Origin of the sequence: Amycolatopsis jiangsuensis (genome assembly GCF_014204865.1) — a bacterium.
Taxonomy (GTDB): domain Bacteria; phylum Actinomycetota; class Actinomycetes; order Mycobacteriales; family Pseudonocardiaceae; genus Amycolatopsis; species Amycolatopsis jiangsuensis.
In genome coordinates this window covers 3,345,555-3,360,570 of the sequence record NZ_JACHMG010000001.1, presented here as the reverse complement: position 1 = coordinate 3,360,570, position 15,016 = coordinate 3,345,555, and the positions used below count along the sequence as shown (strand labels likewise).

9 protein-coding genes are annotated in these 15,016 nt (G+C 68.2%); all 9 read left to right on the top strand.

Features of this window, described 5'->3' with window-relative positions; all coding sequences use genetic code 11:
- Positions 1 to 33: 33 nt before the first annotated feature.
- The 9 genes from ilvC (at position 34) to cimA (ending at position 14,765) form a co-directional block, all read left to right on the top strand.
- Positions 34 to 1,047 (top strand): ketol-acid reductoisomerase, encoded by a 1,014-nt coding sequence (gene ilvC / locus BJY18_RS14775; RefSeq protein ID WP_184780530.1) that lies wholly within the window; start codon positions 34 to 36, stop codon positions 1,045 to 1,047.
- Positions 1,048 to 1,156: 109 nt separating this feature from the next.
- Positions 1,157 to 1,459, top strand: coding sequence for a DUF397 domain-containing protein (locus BJY18_RS14770; protein ID WP_184780529.1), 303 nt, complete (start codon positions 1,157 to 1,159; stop codon positions 1,457 to 1,459).
- Between the two features lie 655 nt (positions 1,460 to 2,114).
- Entirely contained in the window at positions 2,115 to 3,713 is a 1,599-nt protein-coding gene (serA, locus tag BJY18_RS14765) for a phosphoglycerate dehydrogenase (RefSeq protein WP_184780528.1), read from the top strand.
- A 263-nt stretch (positions 3,714 to 3,976) separates the two neighbouring features.
- Positions 3,977 to 7,312, top strand: coding sequence for a S8 family serine peptidase (locus BJY18_RS14760; RefSeq protein WP_184780527.1), 3,336 nt, complete (start codon positions 3,977 to 3,979; stop codon positions 7,310 to 7,312).
- A 271-nt stretch (positions 7,313 to 7,583) separates the two neighbouring features.
- Positions 7,584 to 8,627, top strand: coding sequence for a 3-isopropylmalate dehydrogenase (locus BJY18_RS14755; protein ID WP_184780526.1), 1,044 nt, complete (start codon positions 7,584 to 7,586; stop codon positions 8,625 to 8,627).
- Between the two features lie 453 nt (positions 8,628 to 9,080).
- Positions 9,081 to 11,138, top strand: coding sequence for an iron chelate uptake ABC transporter family permease subunit (locus BJY18_RS38235; protein ID WP_446680343.1), 2,058 nt, complete (start codon positions 9,081 to 9,083; stop codon positions 11,136 to 11,138).
- Complete coding sequence (locus tag BJY18_RS14745) at positions 11,139 to 11,927, top strand: ABC transporter ATP-binding protein (protein WP_184780525.1); 789 nt, start codon at positions 11,139 to 11,141, stop codon at positions 11,925 to 11,927.
- Positions 11,920 to 12,924, top strand: a complete 1,005-nt coding sequence (locus BJY18_RS14740; RefSeq protein ID WP_184780524.1) for an ABC transporter substrate-binding protein — start codon at positions 11,920 to 11,922, stop codon at positions 12,922 to 12,924. Before BJY18_RS14745 ends, BJY18_RS14740 begins: the two co-directional genes overlap by 8 nt.
- 209 nt (positions 12,925 to 13,133) lie before the next feature.
- Positions 13,134 to 14,765, top strand: coding sequence for a citramalate synthase (gene cimA, locus BJY18_RS14735; RefSeq protein WP_184780523.1), 1,632 nt, complete (start codon positions 13,134 to 13,136; stop codon positions 14,763 to 14,765).
- The last annotated feature ends 251 nt before the right edge of the window (positions 14,766 to 15,016 follow it).

Genomic DNA, 15,016 nt, shown 5'->3' with positions numbered 1-15,016 from the left:
TTCGTGAAGTCAGGAAAGGAAGTAGTACCCCCCATGGCAGTGGAAATCTTCTACGACGACGACGCCGACCTCTCGATCATCCAGGGTCGCAAGGTCGCCGTGATCGGCTACGGCAGCCAGGGCCACGCCCACTCGCTGAGCCTGCGCGACTCGGGTGTCGACGTCCGGATCGGCCTGCAGGAGGGGTCGAAGTCACGCGCCAAGGCCGAGGAGCAGGGCCTGCGCGTGCTGACCGTCGCCGAGGCGTCGGCCGAGGCGGACGTGATCATGATCCTCGCCCCGGACACCAAGCAGCGGTTCATCTACGACGAGCACATCGCGCCCAACCTCAAGGACGGCGACGCGATCTTCTTCGGGCACGGCTTCAACATCCGCTACGACCTGATCAAGCCGCCTGCCGGTGTGGACGTCGCGATGGTCGCCCCGAAGGGCCCGGGTCACCTGGTCCGCCGCCAGTTCGTGGACGGCAAGGGCGTGCCCTGCCTGATCGCGGTCGAGCAGGACGCCTCCGGCGGCGCGCAGGCGCTGGCGCTGTCCTACGCCGCCGCCATCGGCGGTGCGCGGGCGGGCGTCATCAAGACGACGTTCACCGAGGAGACCGAGACCGACCTCTTCGGCGAGCAGGCGGTCCTCTGCGGGGGCGCGTCGGCGCTGGTGCAGACCGGGTTCGAGGTGCTCACCGAGGCCGGGTACGCCCCGGAGATCGCCTACTTCGAGGTGCTGCACGAGCTGAAGCTGATCGTCGACCTGATGTACGAGGGCGGCATCGCCCGGCAGCGGTACTCCATCTCCGACACCGCCGAGTACGGCGACCTCACCCGCGGCCCGCGCGTGATCTCGCCGGCCGTCAAAGAGGAGATGAAGAAGATCCTCGGTGAGATCCAGGACGGCACGTTCGCCCGGGAGTGGGTCGCCGAGGACGAGGCCGGCCGCCCGAACTTCACCAAGCTCGAGGACCAGGGCAACCAGCACCCGATCGAGGCGACGGGCAAGAAGCTGCGCGACCTGATGTCGTGGGTGGACCGCCCGATCACCGAGACCGCCTGAGTCTTTCGCCGGATTTCGGCGACGGCCCCCTCGTCCGCGTATCCCGTGGTCGAGGGGGCCTTCGCCGTCCGCGAGGCCGTTTCCGCCGGGCGACGGATACGCTGTGATCATGAGTGAGCGCCCTACTGCCGACCGCGCTGCCGGCCAACCGGACGACAAGGCGCACATCCGGCACGAGCTCGATCTCACCGGCGTCGCCTGGACCCGCGCCGAACCGGAGGGGGAGACGCTCGAGCACTGTGTCGAGTACGCCCTCGTCCCGCACACCGATGGCCTCACCTACGTCGCCCTCCGCCAGCCGGCCGAACCGGACGGAGCGGTGCTGATCTTCACGCCGACGGAGTGGGACGCTTTCACCAACGGCGTGCGGGCCGGAGAGTTCGAGCTGCCGGAGGACCTGGCCGCGGGGTGAGTATTCGCAGGTAAGAGGCTTTTGCCGGAAAACGGCGACGGCTTGCCGGGCTTGGCTGTGGTCTCGATCGGGCCTCACGCGCGCGGCTTGGGTGAACCGGCTCTCGCGGGGGCCGGCGCGGGTGTGCGCGGCGTCGCCGTTGAAGGGCGACTGAATGGCGATTGAACGGCGACGCTGTCGGCGGCTCTCTGCCAAGCCTGGTCGACGGCTGCTGTGGAGGGCCGGTTCCTGCACACAGAGCGTCCCTACCAGAGTAATTCAGTGCCCGAAGTAACCCAGTCTCCGGATGACCCGGTGTCCGGATCCCCGGACATTCCGCGCCCGAAGTAGTCCGGCGCCAGACAGGGCGAAAACGGCCACTGATCACGGCCCAGGCGCTATGTCTCACCCAGTGGACGGGTTTGCCCGCCGCGCCTGGTACACCGACCGGTGGCTGCAGGGAAGATCCTTCCATTGCCGCACAGCGCATCCCGGGCGTGGCGTGGTGGCCGGTGCCGGGCTGCCCGTGGCGATGTTGCCGCCGGATTGCCGGGATGTGGCCAACGCAGGGCGCGCGAGGTCCGCCGTCCGGGCTAAACTCCGCGCATCCGGGCACAACGGCGTGCACCGAAGGAGAGCGTCCTCGATTTCGTGACCAGATAGTGGGAGCCGCATCGTGACCAAGCCCAGCAAGCCCGTCGTCCTCATCGCGGAGAAGCTCGCGCCGTCCGTGCTGAGTGTGTTCGGCGACGAGGTAGAGGTCCGGCAGGTGGACGGGACCGACCGTCCCGCGCTGCTCGAGGCGGTGAAGAGCGCCGACGCGCTCCTGGTCCGGTCCGCGACCAAGGTCGACGCCGAGGTGCTCGCCGCGACCACGCAGCTCAAGGTCGTCGCCCGGGCCGGCGTCGGCCTGGACAACGTCGAGATCCCGCCGGCCACCGAGCGGGGCGTGCTCGTGGTCAACGCGCCGACGTCGAACATCGTCTCCGCCGCCGAACACGCGGTCGCGCTGCTGCTCTCGGTTGCCCGGCGGGTGCCGGCCGCGGACCAGAGCCTGCGCGGTGGCGAGTGGAAGCGCAGCTCGTACTCCGGGATCGAGATCAACGGCAAGACCGTCGGTGTGGTCGGCCTCGGCAAGATCGGGCAGCTGGTCAGCGAGCGGCTGGCCGCGTTCGGCACCAAGATCATCGCCTACGACCCCTACGTCTCGGCCGCCCGCGCCGCGCAGCTCGGCATCGAGCTGGTGACTCTCGACGAGCTGCTGGGCCGCGCCGACGCGATCTCCATCCACCTGCCGAAGACGCCGGAGACCAAGGGCCTGATCGACGCGGAAGCGCTCAAGAAGACCAAGCAGGGCGTCATCATCGTCAACGCGGCCCGCGGTGGCCTCATCGACGAGGACGCCCTCGCCGAGGCGATCCGCAGCGGGCACGTCGGCGGTGCCGGGATCGACGTGTTCGTCACCGAGCCGACCACGGCCAGCCCGCTGTTCGAGCTGCCGAACGTCGTGGTCACCCCGCACCTGGGGGCGTCCACCGCGGAGGCACAGGACCGCGCGGGCACCGACGTCGCCCGGTCGGTGCTGCTCGCGCTGCGCGGCGACTTCGTGCCGGACGCGGTCAACGTGTCCGGCGGCGGTTCGGTGGGCGAGCACGTGCGGCCGTATCTCTCGCTGACGCAGAAGCTCGGCCAGGTGCTCACCGCGCTCAGCCCGAAGGCGCCGACCTCGGTGACCGTGGCGGTGAAGGGTGAGCTGTCCAGTGAGGACACTTCGGTGCTGCAGCTCGCCGCCCTGCGCGGCGTCTTCGCCGGCGTGGTCGAGGACCAGGTCACCTTCGTCAACGCGCCGCGGTTGGCCGAGGAGCTGGGTGTGCAGGTGGACCTCGTGTCCGAATCGGAAAGCCCGAAGTTCCGCAGTCTCGTCACGGTGCGCGCGGTGCACGGCGACGGCGCCACGCTGACCGTGTCCGGCTCGGTCACCGGCAAGGACGAGGTGGAGAAGATCGTCGAGGTCAACGGGCGGCACTTCGACCTGCGGGCCGAGGGTGACGTGCTGTTGCTCGAGTACCCGGACCGGCCGGGTGTGATGGGCCGCGTCGGCACCCTGCTCGGCGAGGCCGGCATCAACATCGAGGCGGCGCAGATCAGCCAGACCACCGACGGATCCGACGCGGTGATGCTGCTGCGCGTCGACCGGCACGTGGACGGCAACGTGCTGGAGCCGATCGGCGCCACGGTCGGCGCGCACACCATCCGCGCGGTCGACTTCAGCTAGTCCGGACAGCCATCCGCCGGCCCCTTTCCCCGAAACGGGGGGAGGGGCCGGCTGCGTTCGCGTGCCCGCCCGAACCGGCAACATTCGCATAACGGAGCCTTTTCCGCACGAAAGTAGGGGTTTCGGGCAGTTAGGTTCTGTGCCGCGAGGCTGAACCACGCGCCGTGAGGGCACGGTGCGGCGCCCGGGCTCACCTGTCGGGGGTGTGGTGGGGAGCGCGAGCAGGTTCGTGATCCGGGCCTCGAGTAAGGGGTTGGGTACTCATGAGCAGAACCCGGTTGCCCGGGTGGGCAGCTCGGTCGGCGGTCGTGGGGTCCGCGGTGGTGCTGGCGGCCGCCGTCGTCGGCGTGCCGTCCGCGTCCGCACAGAGCGCACCGCTCGCCGATCCGGTTGCTCCCGCGAAGGTCGACGCCACCGGATTCCAGGGCAAGCTTTCGCCGCGGCTGAGCGCTGCGCAAGGCGAGGTCACGGCGTTCGTGGAGCTGGCCAAGAAGCCCGCCGTCGACGCGTTCAACGCTGAACAGGGCAAGGGCAAGGAGAAAGCCAAGCAGGCTGCACGCGCGGCGAAGGCCGACGTCGCGGCCGCGGTCAGCTCCCTCGTGGGCCAGCTTCGGTCCGCGGACGCGGGGATGAAGCTCGTCACGCAGACTGCCAACGCCGTTGCCGGCGCTGTGGTGACGGCGGACGCCGCGAAGATCCGTGAACTCGCGAAGCGCGACGACGTGGTGTCTGTGCGCACTGTGGTGCCGAAGACCCGTACCAACGCCAGCGCTGAGCAACTCACCAACACCCTCGCCAGTTGGCAGCAAACTGGCAAGCTCGGCGACAACATCCGCGTCGGCGTCATCGACGACGGCATCGACTACACCCACGCCGACTTCGGCGGCCCTGGCACGCCGGAGGCCTACGAGTCGGTGGATCGCACCAAGCCGACGCCGTTGTTCCCCAGCGCCAAGGTGGTCGGCGGCACCGACCTCGTCGGCGACGACTACGACTCCGAAGGCGCGACCGGCTCAGCCACGCCGAAACCGGACCCCAACCCGATCGCTTGCGGCGAGCACGGTACCCACGTCGCCGGCACCGTCGCCGGCTTCGGGGTCAACGCGGACGGCAGCACCTTCACCGGTGACTACCGCAAGCTGGACAAGGAAACGCTCGACGCGATGCGGGTGGGCCCGGGCACGGCGCCGAAGGCATTGCTGTACGCCATCAAGGTGTTCGGCTGCCAGGGCTCCACCAACGTCACGTCGCAGGCGCTGGACTGGGCGCTGGACCCGGACGGCGACGGTGACTTCACCGACCATCTCGATGTGGTGAACCTTTCCCTGGGCAGTGACTTCGGCGCGCCGGACGACCCGGACTCGCTCTTCGTGCGCAAGCTCGCCCAAACCGGAGTGGTCCCGGTGATCTCCGCCGGCAACGGCGGCGACATCAACGACATCGCCGGCTCGCCGGGCAACACGCCTGAGGCGCTCACCGTCGCCAGCAGCCGCGACGCGGGAGAGCTGAAGGACGCCGTCGAGATCAAGGCTCCGATCACCGGCCAGCAGCCCGGGCAATACAGCCAAGACTACACCGGTTACGACACGCTCGACCTCACTGCGCCGGTGGTTTCGCTGTCCGCGGACAACAATGCCGGATGCGACGCCTACTCCGCCGAGGACAAGGCGAAGGCCGCGGGCAAGATCATATGGCTGGAATGGGACGACAACGACGCCACCCGTGCTTGCGGTTCCGCCGCGCGCGCGAACACCGCGGAAGCCGCCGGTGCCAAGGGCGTGCTGCTCTCGTCCACTTTGGAGCATTTCGCGGCGGGAATCGCGGGCAACGCGGCGGTGCCGATGTTCCAGCTCACCGGAAAGGCCACCGAGGCGGCGCGGCCCGGGCTGACCGCCGGCACGCTGAACGTCCGTATGTTCGGCGACGGCCGCACGGTCCTGCAGACCTACGATCAGTCCATTGTGGATACGCCCAGCTCGTTCACCTCGCGGGGCGGGCGCGGTCCGTCGGTGAAGCCGGACGTTTCGGCGCCCGGCGACACGATCACGTCGGCGTTCCGCGGCAGTGGCAACGGCCGGCTCGTCATCTCGGGCACCTCGATGGCCGCGCCGCACACTTCGGGGATCACCGCGCTGGTCCGCCAGGCGCATCCGGACTGGAACGTCGAGGAGGTCAAGGCGGACGTCGTCGGAACCGCCGCGCACGACATCGCCGACGGGAAGGGACACACCTACGCCCCGCAGCGGGTGGGCGCCGGCCGAATCGACGCGAAAGCCGCGCTCGACAACCAAGTGCTGGCCTACGTGCAGGATGATCCCGGCGCCGTGAGCGTCACCTTCGGCACCGTCGAGGCAACCGGCCCGGTCACCGTGAGCAAGACGATCAAGGTGGTCAACAAGGGCGTCAAGCCGGTCGAGTACTCGGTGGGTTACGAGGCAGTGAACAGCCTTCCGGGCGTCGAGTACACAGTGGACAAGAGCTCGGTGAAGCTGAGCCCGCGCGGTGTCGCGACCGTGAAGGTGACGTTGAAGATCGCCGACCCGAAGGCGTTGCGCAAGGTGATGGACCCGACGATGGAAGCGACGCAGGCGGGGCTGGCCCGTCAGTTCGTCGCCGACGCTTCGGGCCGCGTCGCGCTCACACCGAAGAACGGTGCGACGGTGCCGTTGCGCGTGGCCGTCTACTCGGCGCCGAAGCCGGTCTCGGCGATCACCACGCCGACTGGTGTGCGCTTCGCCGCTAAGGCGGACCAGGCGGTGCTCAACCTCGGAGGGAAGGGCATCGACCAGGGCAGCGGTGCGCAGCGGTACCGCTCGCTGATCAGTGTGCTCGAGTTGCAGGCCGAGTCGCCGCAGCTGCCGGAGTGCGATGCGAGCGTCACCTCCGACTGCACGCTCAACCGCACCGCGAAGGGCGGCGATCTGCGCTACGTCGGTGCGGCGTCCACCGCGCCGCTTGCGAAGACGCAAGGCGAGCCCGAGAACGCGACGCTGGCGTTCGGTATCACCACCTGGAGCGACTTCGCGAACCTCGGCAGCAACACGGTGCCGTTCGTGGACATCGACACCACTGGTGACGGGAAGCCGGACTTCGAGACCTTCGTGACGAAGGCGACGGGGACCGACGTGCTTCTCGCGAACACAGTGTCGTTGAACGAGCCCGACTTCCCGAGCGTCGATCTGCAGGCGGTCAACGGTCAGCTCGGTGACGTCGACACCAACGTGTTCGATTCCAACGTGATGGTGCTGCCGGTCAGCATCGCCGCACTGGGCATCGACCCGAAGGCGGCTTCGCACCGCATCAGCTACACCGTGGGCACGAGTGGCTACTACGTCGCGCCGGGCACCACGAACGGGCTGATCGACTCCGTCAGCACGCCTCTGTCGTTCGATGCCCTCGCGCCCGCGTACTCGGTGCAGGGTGGCGGCGACGCGGCGTTGGCGTACGTCGCGAAGCCCGGTACGGCGCTGGTGGTCAACCGGAACAAGGCCGCGGTCGCCGGCGACAAGCCGAAGGGGCTGTTGGCGCTCGAACACCACAACGCGGCGGGCGCGCGCGCCTCCGTGGTGCGGGTCGAATCGGGCGTTTCGCGCGGCTGACCCTCACCCTCGCGGCCACCTGAACGGGTGGATTCCACCGAACACCGCGAAAGGTCGAGAACCTGAGGGCGGGGACCTGTCCGGGCTGATCGGGCCTGGCAGGTTCCCGCTTTCATTCACCCGAACAGGTGTCTCACCCCCTGGGAGGATGCGGCATAAGGGTGGTGCGGCTACGGCGTCTTGTCTACGGCCGGTAACCTTCCGCCTGCTGGCGTTGTTGTGTGTATGGGCCATCGGGGTGCCCGGTGGCCTGGGCTACGGAGGTGTGTGGATGCGGCTCGCAGTGATCCCAGGTGACGGGATCGGGCCCGAAGTGGTCTCCGAGGCGCTCAAGGTGCTCGGTGAAGTAGCACCGACGGCGGAGATCACGAACTACGACCTCGGTGCCGCCCGGTGGCACTCGACCGGGGAGCTGCTCCCCGAATCGGTACTGGGCGAGCTGCGCCAGCACGACGCGATCCTGCTCGGAGCGGTCGGTGACCCGACGGTGCCCAGCGGCATCCTCGAACGCGGCCTGCTGCTGCGCCTGCGTTTCGAACTCGACCACCACGTGAACCTGCGTCCCGCGCGCCTGTACCCGGGCGTACGCGGCCCGCTGGCCGACGCCGGTGATGTCGACATGATCGTGGTGCGCGAAGGCACTGAAGGCCCGTACGCGGGCAACGGTGGCCTGCTGCGCAAGGACACCGAGCACGAGATCGCCACCGAGGTCAGCGTCAACACCGCCTTCGGCGTACGGCGCGTGGTGGCTGACGCGTTCAACCGTGCCGAGGAGCGGCCGCGCAAGCACCTCACGCTGGTCCACAAGACCAACGTGATGGAGCACGCGGGCTCGTTGTGGTCGCGGATCGTCGAAGAGGTGTCGCTGGAGCACCCGGACGTCACCGTCGCGTACTCGCACGTGGACGCCGCGACCATCCACCTCGTCACGGACCCGTCGCGCTTCGACGTGATCGTCACCGACAACCTCTTCGGCGACATCATCACCGACCTCGCGGCCGCGGTGACCGGTGGCATCGGCCTCGCTGCCAGCGGAAACCTCGACATCACCCGGCGCAACCCGAGCATGTTCGAGCCGGTGCACGGCAGTGCGCCGGACATCGCCGGCCAGGGTCTGGCGGACCCCACCGCCGCGGTGCTGTCGGTTTCGCTGCTGATGGACCACCTCGGTCACAAGGAGGCCGCACGGCGCATCGAGGCCTCGGTGGCCTTCGACCTGGCCACACGTGACCAGGCCTCGCCGGGCGCGACCCAGGCGATCGGCGACCGGCTGGCCGCCCTGGTCTCGTCGAACACCGTGCGCACGGCCGGCTAGACCGCAGCTTCTCGCACGAACCCCCGCCGCGGAAGACCGGTCGAAGTCCGGCGCTGACCCGCAACGGTAGGCCTCCCACCCGGAGGCGAGCCCGACACCGGCGGGGGTTCGCACTCTCGTTTCGTTGTCCCCTCCCGCCGTGGTCTGCGGGAGACGACACCAGCTCCCCGGCGCGCGCTTCGGGACAGCTGCCGTCTTCCTTCTCGCGGACCGGTACAGATTGGGCCCCCGCCGGTGCCGTCCCGAGAACGCCGTCAGGTTCCTGACAAACCTTCGCCGGACGGTCCCACGCCGTCGCTTTCCGACCCAGCCGACGCCCCGGCCTCCGCGGACGGCCGTTCCGGTCCTGACTTCCCTGGTGAGGAAGCGTCGCCGTCTGGCGGCGAAGCGTCGCCGTCTGGCGGCGAACCACCGGCAACTGCTGGCGGCGCACGGTCGCTAACCGGCGGCGGAGTGTCGTCGTCCGATGATGGATTGCCGCTGCTCGGAAACGCCCAGGAGCTGCCCGGCGACGAACGGTCGCCATCTGGCGGCGAAGGCGCGTCCGCTGCCAACGCCCCGGCGCTCCCTGACAACGAACTGTCTCCCTCGAGCGACGACCAGGCGTCGACTGGTGGCGAGTCGTTGCCGGTTGGCGGCGAACGTACGTCGGCCGCGGGTGAGCTGTTGCTCGCTGGCGGCGATGAGGCGTCTGTTGGTGACGAGTTGTCGCCCGCTGGCGGCGACCAGGTGTCGGTTGGTGACGAGTTGTCGCCCGCTGGCGGCGTCCAGGCGCCTACTGGTGGCGAGTTGTCGCCTGCTGGCGGCGACCAGCTGTCGGCTGATGGCGAGCTGCTGTCGGTTGGCGGCGAACGTACGCCGGCTGGTGGCGAACTGTTGCCCGTAGGTGGCGACCAAGCGTCGACCGGTGGCGAGTTGTTGCCCACTAGCGGCCAATATGCGTCGGTCGAGGACGAACGATTGTCCGCTGGCGGCGAACGTACGTCTGCCCGCGACGGGTCTGCCTCTGCTGAAGATGGAGGTACGCCCAATACCGGTGGTGACACGTCCGTCGGCAATGAACGTGTGGTTCCTGGTGCCGAGCTGTCGCCTTCCACCGGCGAACGTGTGTCCGCCGGTGGTGAATGCGCGTCCGCTGGTGGCGAACTGTCGCCCGACGGCGGCGAAACCGGATCCGCAGCCAGTCAGCGTGCTTCGCCTAGTAACGAGCCATTGCCCACTGACAACCGAATACTCGTCGGCAATCGAACGCCTGCAGACAATCGAGTGCCCGCAGGCAGCCGAACGCCTGATGACAGTCGAGTGCCCGCTGACAACCGAACGCCTGCAGGTAACCGAGCGTCTGCCGGCAACCCACTGTTGCCTTCTGGCGGCGACTGCCTGGCCTCTGTTCGCGCTCCAGACTCGCATGCGTCGCCGGCCGTGGGAGACGGCCAGACGGGCGGACTACGGCTTGACCAGCCAATCGCCACTCAGCGGCGACGGCCTTTGACGCTGGTTCTGGTCGTCCTTCTGGTTGCGCTTCCGGGGTCGGTGGTGCTCGCGGTCGGGATCGGAACGGTGGCGGTGCCGATCACCCACACGTGGGCCTTTCTCCGCGCGGGCCTGTTCGGGGGCGCGATCGGCCCGGAAGATGCAGGACAGTATCGGATCATCTGGGACATCCGTCTTCCGCGCGTCCTGCTCGCGGTGATCGTCGGTGCGGGTTTGGCGACGGTCGGCGTCGCGGTGCAGGCGATGGTGCGCAATGCGCTCGCGGAGCCATTCGTGCTCGGCATTTCGTCCGGCGCGTCGGTCGGCGCGACGGCTGTTGCGCTCTTCGGGGCCTTCGCGTCGTTGGGCATCTATGCCATGTCGGTAGGCGCGTTCCTGACAGCGCTTGGCGCGACGGTCGTCGTTTACCTCGTTGCCCGCACGAGGCAAGGGCTCACGCCGCTGCGTCTGGTGCTGACCGGCACATCGCTGTCGTACGGATTCTTCGCCGTCACCACCGTGCTGGTTTTCCAGGCGCCGAACGGCGAGGCCGCACGATCGGCCCTCTTCTGGCTCCTGGGTAGTCTCGCCAGTGCGAACTGGGGAGCGCTGCCGATCGCCGCGACAGTGGTCGCTGTCAGTATCAGCCTTTTGGGCGCTTCGGCCGGCCGGCTCAACGCGCTCGCTATGGGCGACGAAGCGGCGACAACGCTCGGAGTGGACGTCGCGCGGCTTCGCGTGCTGCTGTTCGTCGTTTGCTCCGCCATGACCGGGGTGCTGGTCGCGGTGAGTGGCGCGATCGGTTTCGTCGGGCTGATCCTGCCGCATCTGGTGCGCCTCGTCGTCGGGGCCGATCATCGGCGGGTGCTGGCCGTCGCGCCCCTAGCCGGCGCGGTTTTCCTCGTGTGGGTGGATGTCATCGCACGTGTTCTCGCGGCGCCCGAGGAGCTGCCGATCGGGGTGGTGACCGCGGCGGTCGGTGTCCCCGCGTTCCTGATGCTGATGCGCCGACGTGCCTATGTGTTCGGAGGGGCGTGAATGGACCTCTCGCTCCAGGGCGTCAGTGTGACCGCAGGTGGCCGGAAACTGGTCGAAGAAATCACGCTCGAAGCGCAGCAAGGCCGGTTTGTGGGGCTCGTCGGACCGAACGGAAGCGGCAAGTCGACCACGTTGCGCGCTGCTTACCATGTACTCAAACCGTCGGCAGGTGCCGTACTCGTGGACGGCAGGCCGGTCGAGAGCATGGCACCGCGGGTCCGGGCGCGCGCGATCGCGGCCGTCGCCCAAGAATCCCACGCAGAGTTCGATTTCACCGTGTCCGAGGCGGTGGCGATGGGACGGCAGCCGCACCACGGTTTACTCGACCGGATCACAGCCGGTGACCGGAAGGTCTGCGAAGCCGCTCTCGCGCAAGTGGGTCTCACACATCTGGCCGACCGGGGGGTGCTGACGTTGTCCGGCGGCGAACGGCAACGCGTGCTGATCGCCCGCGCCCTCGCGCAGCAACCACGCATCCTCGTGCTCGACGAGCCGACCAATCACCTCGACATTCGCCACCAGCTGGAGATACTTACCCTGGCGCGGGAAAGCGGGTTGACCGTGCTCGCGGCACTGCACGATCTGAACCTGGCCGCTGCCATGTGCGACACGGTTTACGTCCTCGGTGACGGTCGCCTGGTCGCGAGTGGCACGCCCGAGCAGGTGCTCACGCCACGCCTGCTCGCCGACGTGTTCGGCGTGCACGCACACGTCGTGCGGCATCCGGGCACGGGACGTCCGCAGTTGTTGTTCGAACTGCTCGACTCCCAGAAGGACAGGCATGCGTAAGACGATCGCGACAGCTTTGGCCGCCATGCTCCTCGTCACCGGCTGTGGCGCCGAAGTGTCGGACGAGAGCGGTGGCGCCACACCACCCGGCTACCCGGTGACGGTGACCAACTGCGGTACGCCCCTGACCGTGCGGAAGCCGCCGGCACGTGTGGTTACGAACGACATCGGAATCACCGAGCTGATGTTCGCGCTCGGGCTCGGCGACCGGATGGCCGGTTACGTCGTCGACAAAGGACAGTCCGCCGGCGTGGCCTCCTCTCCTTGGAAGACCGAATTCGGCACGGTGCCCCACCTCGCGGAGAAGATCAATCGCGAAGTGGTGCAGGGCGCGGACGCCGATCTCGTCTTCGCCGGCTGGAACTACGGTTTTTCCGAGGCGACCGGCTTCACTCCGGACGCGCTGGCCGGGCTGGGGATCGCCAGCTATCAGCTGACCGAAGCGTGCCGCAACGGAGCCGGCAAGCAACGCGGCATCATGCCGCCGCTCGACGCGCTGTACACGGATATGCGGAATCTGGGGAAGATCTTCGGAGTGAGTGATCGTGCGGAGAAGATGATCCAAGAGTACCGCAGCCAGGTCGCGAGCGTGGCGGAAGCGATCCCCCACGGGAGTCCCACACCGAAGGTGTTCCTCTACGACGACGGCCGCGACCAGCCGTTCACTGCGGCCAAGAACGCCGGACCGGACGAAATCATCACCAAATCGGGTGGCGAGAACATTTTCTCCGACGTCGACGACAGCTGGACCACGGTGAGCTGGGAAGCCGTGATCCAGCGCGCACCCGACGTCATCCTCATCAACGACTACGGCGGCGAAGTCGGAAGCGTTGCGGACAAGGAGAACTTCCTCCGTTCGAAGCCCGGAGTGCGGGACATCCCGGCCGTGCGGAAAGGACGCTTCTTCGCGCTGCCCTACGCCGCGCTGGTGGAAGGCCCGCGCAACGCGTCCGCGGTGGTCGCGTTCGGCCGGTACCTGGCAGGTCTCCGCGGCTGACACCTCCCAGCCCGTGGGAAGCTTCGCCCGGAACTTGGAAGCCGGGCGAAGCTGTGGCATGATGCGAAACATGACCGCTTTCTCCATCATTATTGCCATGCGCGCCGGGTAGACGCTCCACAAGAGCATCCGGCGCGCAACCTCTCGCACCCATGCGGGAGGTTTTTTTGTTGCCTGCACCAGGTTCTGCCCACCACAAGGAGAACGCCGTGACCCGCACGGAGCCCGCCGGAACGCCGCTCGGCGACGCCTTCCACCTCTATGACACGACCCTGCGCGATGGCGCTCAGCGCGAGGGAGTCACCTACTCCGTGGCTGACAAACTCGCCGTCGCCCGCCTGCTGGACGAGCTGGGAGTCGGGTTCATCGAGGGCGGCTGGCCGGGTGCGCTGCCGAAGGACACCGAGTTCTTCGCGCGGGCCGCCAAAGGTGAGTTGCCGCTCAAGCACGCGGCACTCGTCGCTTTCGGTGCCACGCGCAAAGCGGGCACCACAGCGGAGAAGGATCCCCAGGTCCGGGCGTTGCTCGACTCCGAAGCGCCAGTGGTCACCTTGGTGGCCAAATCGGACTTGAGGCACATCGAGCGTGCGCTGCGCGCGGATGTCGACGAGGCCTGTGCGATGGTCCGGGACACAGTCGCGTTCCTGGCCGGCGAGGGACGCCGGGTGTTCCTCGACGCCGAGCACTTCTTCGACGGTTACGCAGCTTCGCCCGAGACATCGCTGCGGATCCTCGACGCGGCCGCGGACGCGGGTGCCGATGTCCTCGTGCTGTGCGATACGAACGGTGGCCGGCTTCCTCTGGGGCTGGCCGATACGGTGCGTGAAGTCAAGGAAAAGACCGGATTCCGCTTGGGAATCCATTGCCAGGACGACACTTCCTGTGCCGTGGCGAATTCCGTCGCCGCGGTGCAGGCCGGCGCGACGCACGTGCAGTGCACCGCGAACGGTTACGGCGAGCGGGCCGGCAACGCCGATCTGTTCGCCGTGGCGGGAAACCTCGTGACCAAGCTCGGACTGGAGATCCTCCCGACCGGGGGAATTGCCGAGCTCACCCGGGTCTCCCATGCGCTTGCCGAAATCGCCAATCTCGCACCCGATGCCCACCAGGCTTACGTCGGGTCGTCGGCCTTCGCCCACAAGGCGGGACTGCACGCGAGTGCGATCAAAGTGGATCCGTTGTTGTACAACCACATCGATCCGGCTTCGGTCGGCAACGGCATGCGGGTATTGGTCACCGAGATGGCCGGCAGGGCCAGCCTTGAGCTCAAGGGACGTGAGCTCGGGGTCGACCTTGCCGGCCGGCCCGAAGCACTGACGAACGCGGTGCGCAAGGTCAAGGAACTCGAATCGGGAGGCTGGTCCTTCGAGGCCGCGGACGCGTCGCTCGGGTTGCTGCTGCGACGTGAGATCGAGCAGGTCTCCGCCGAGGAGCCGCCCGCGCCGCCGTTCGAACTGGAGTCCTACCGCGTCGTACTCGACCATCGCCAGGACGGGGAAGTCGTTTCCGAGGCGACGGTGAAGGTCCATGTCGCAGGGCGCCGGGTCATCGCGACGGCAGAGGGGAACGGGCCGGTGCACGCGCTCGACGCGGCCCTGCGGGAGGCATTGGTACCCCATCTGGCCTGGTTGGACAGTGTGGAGCTGGCGGACTACAAGGTGCGCATCCTCCCGTCGAACCCGGGCACGGACGCGGTCACCCGGGTCCTCGTCGACACGAGTGACGGCGAACACGAATGGACCACGGTCGGCGTGCACGGCAACATCGTCGAGGCCAGCTGGCTTGCGCTGTGTGACGCCTTGGTGCACAAGAGCCTCGTGACGACTTCTATCGACGGCTGAGTCGTCTTGTGCCTGCCGGGCGCACCTTGTCGACGTGCTCGGCCGTCTTCGCCTTGCATGTCTGGCTCTGGTCCACGGGTGTGCTCTGCACGCGATTGTCGCTGTCGGTGAGGACCGGTGTGGTGAGCGGCCCGTTCGCTTCGGAACCGGTTCGCAGTGCCGAGGTCACTTGCGCAGTGAACGGCCCGTTCGCTCCAAACGCGCGTGAACGGGCCGTTCGCGGCGATCGGAGTTCGGCGTCTCCGGCCGGA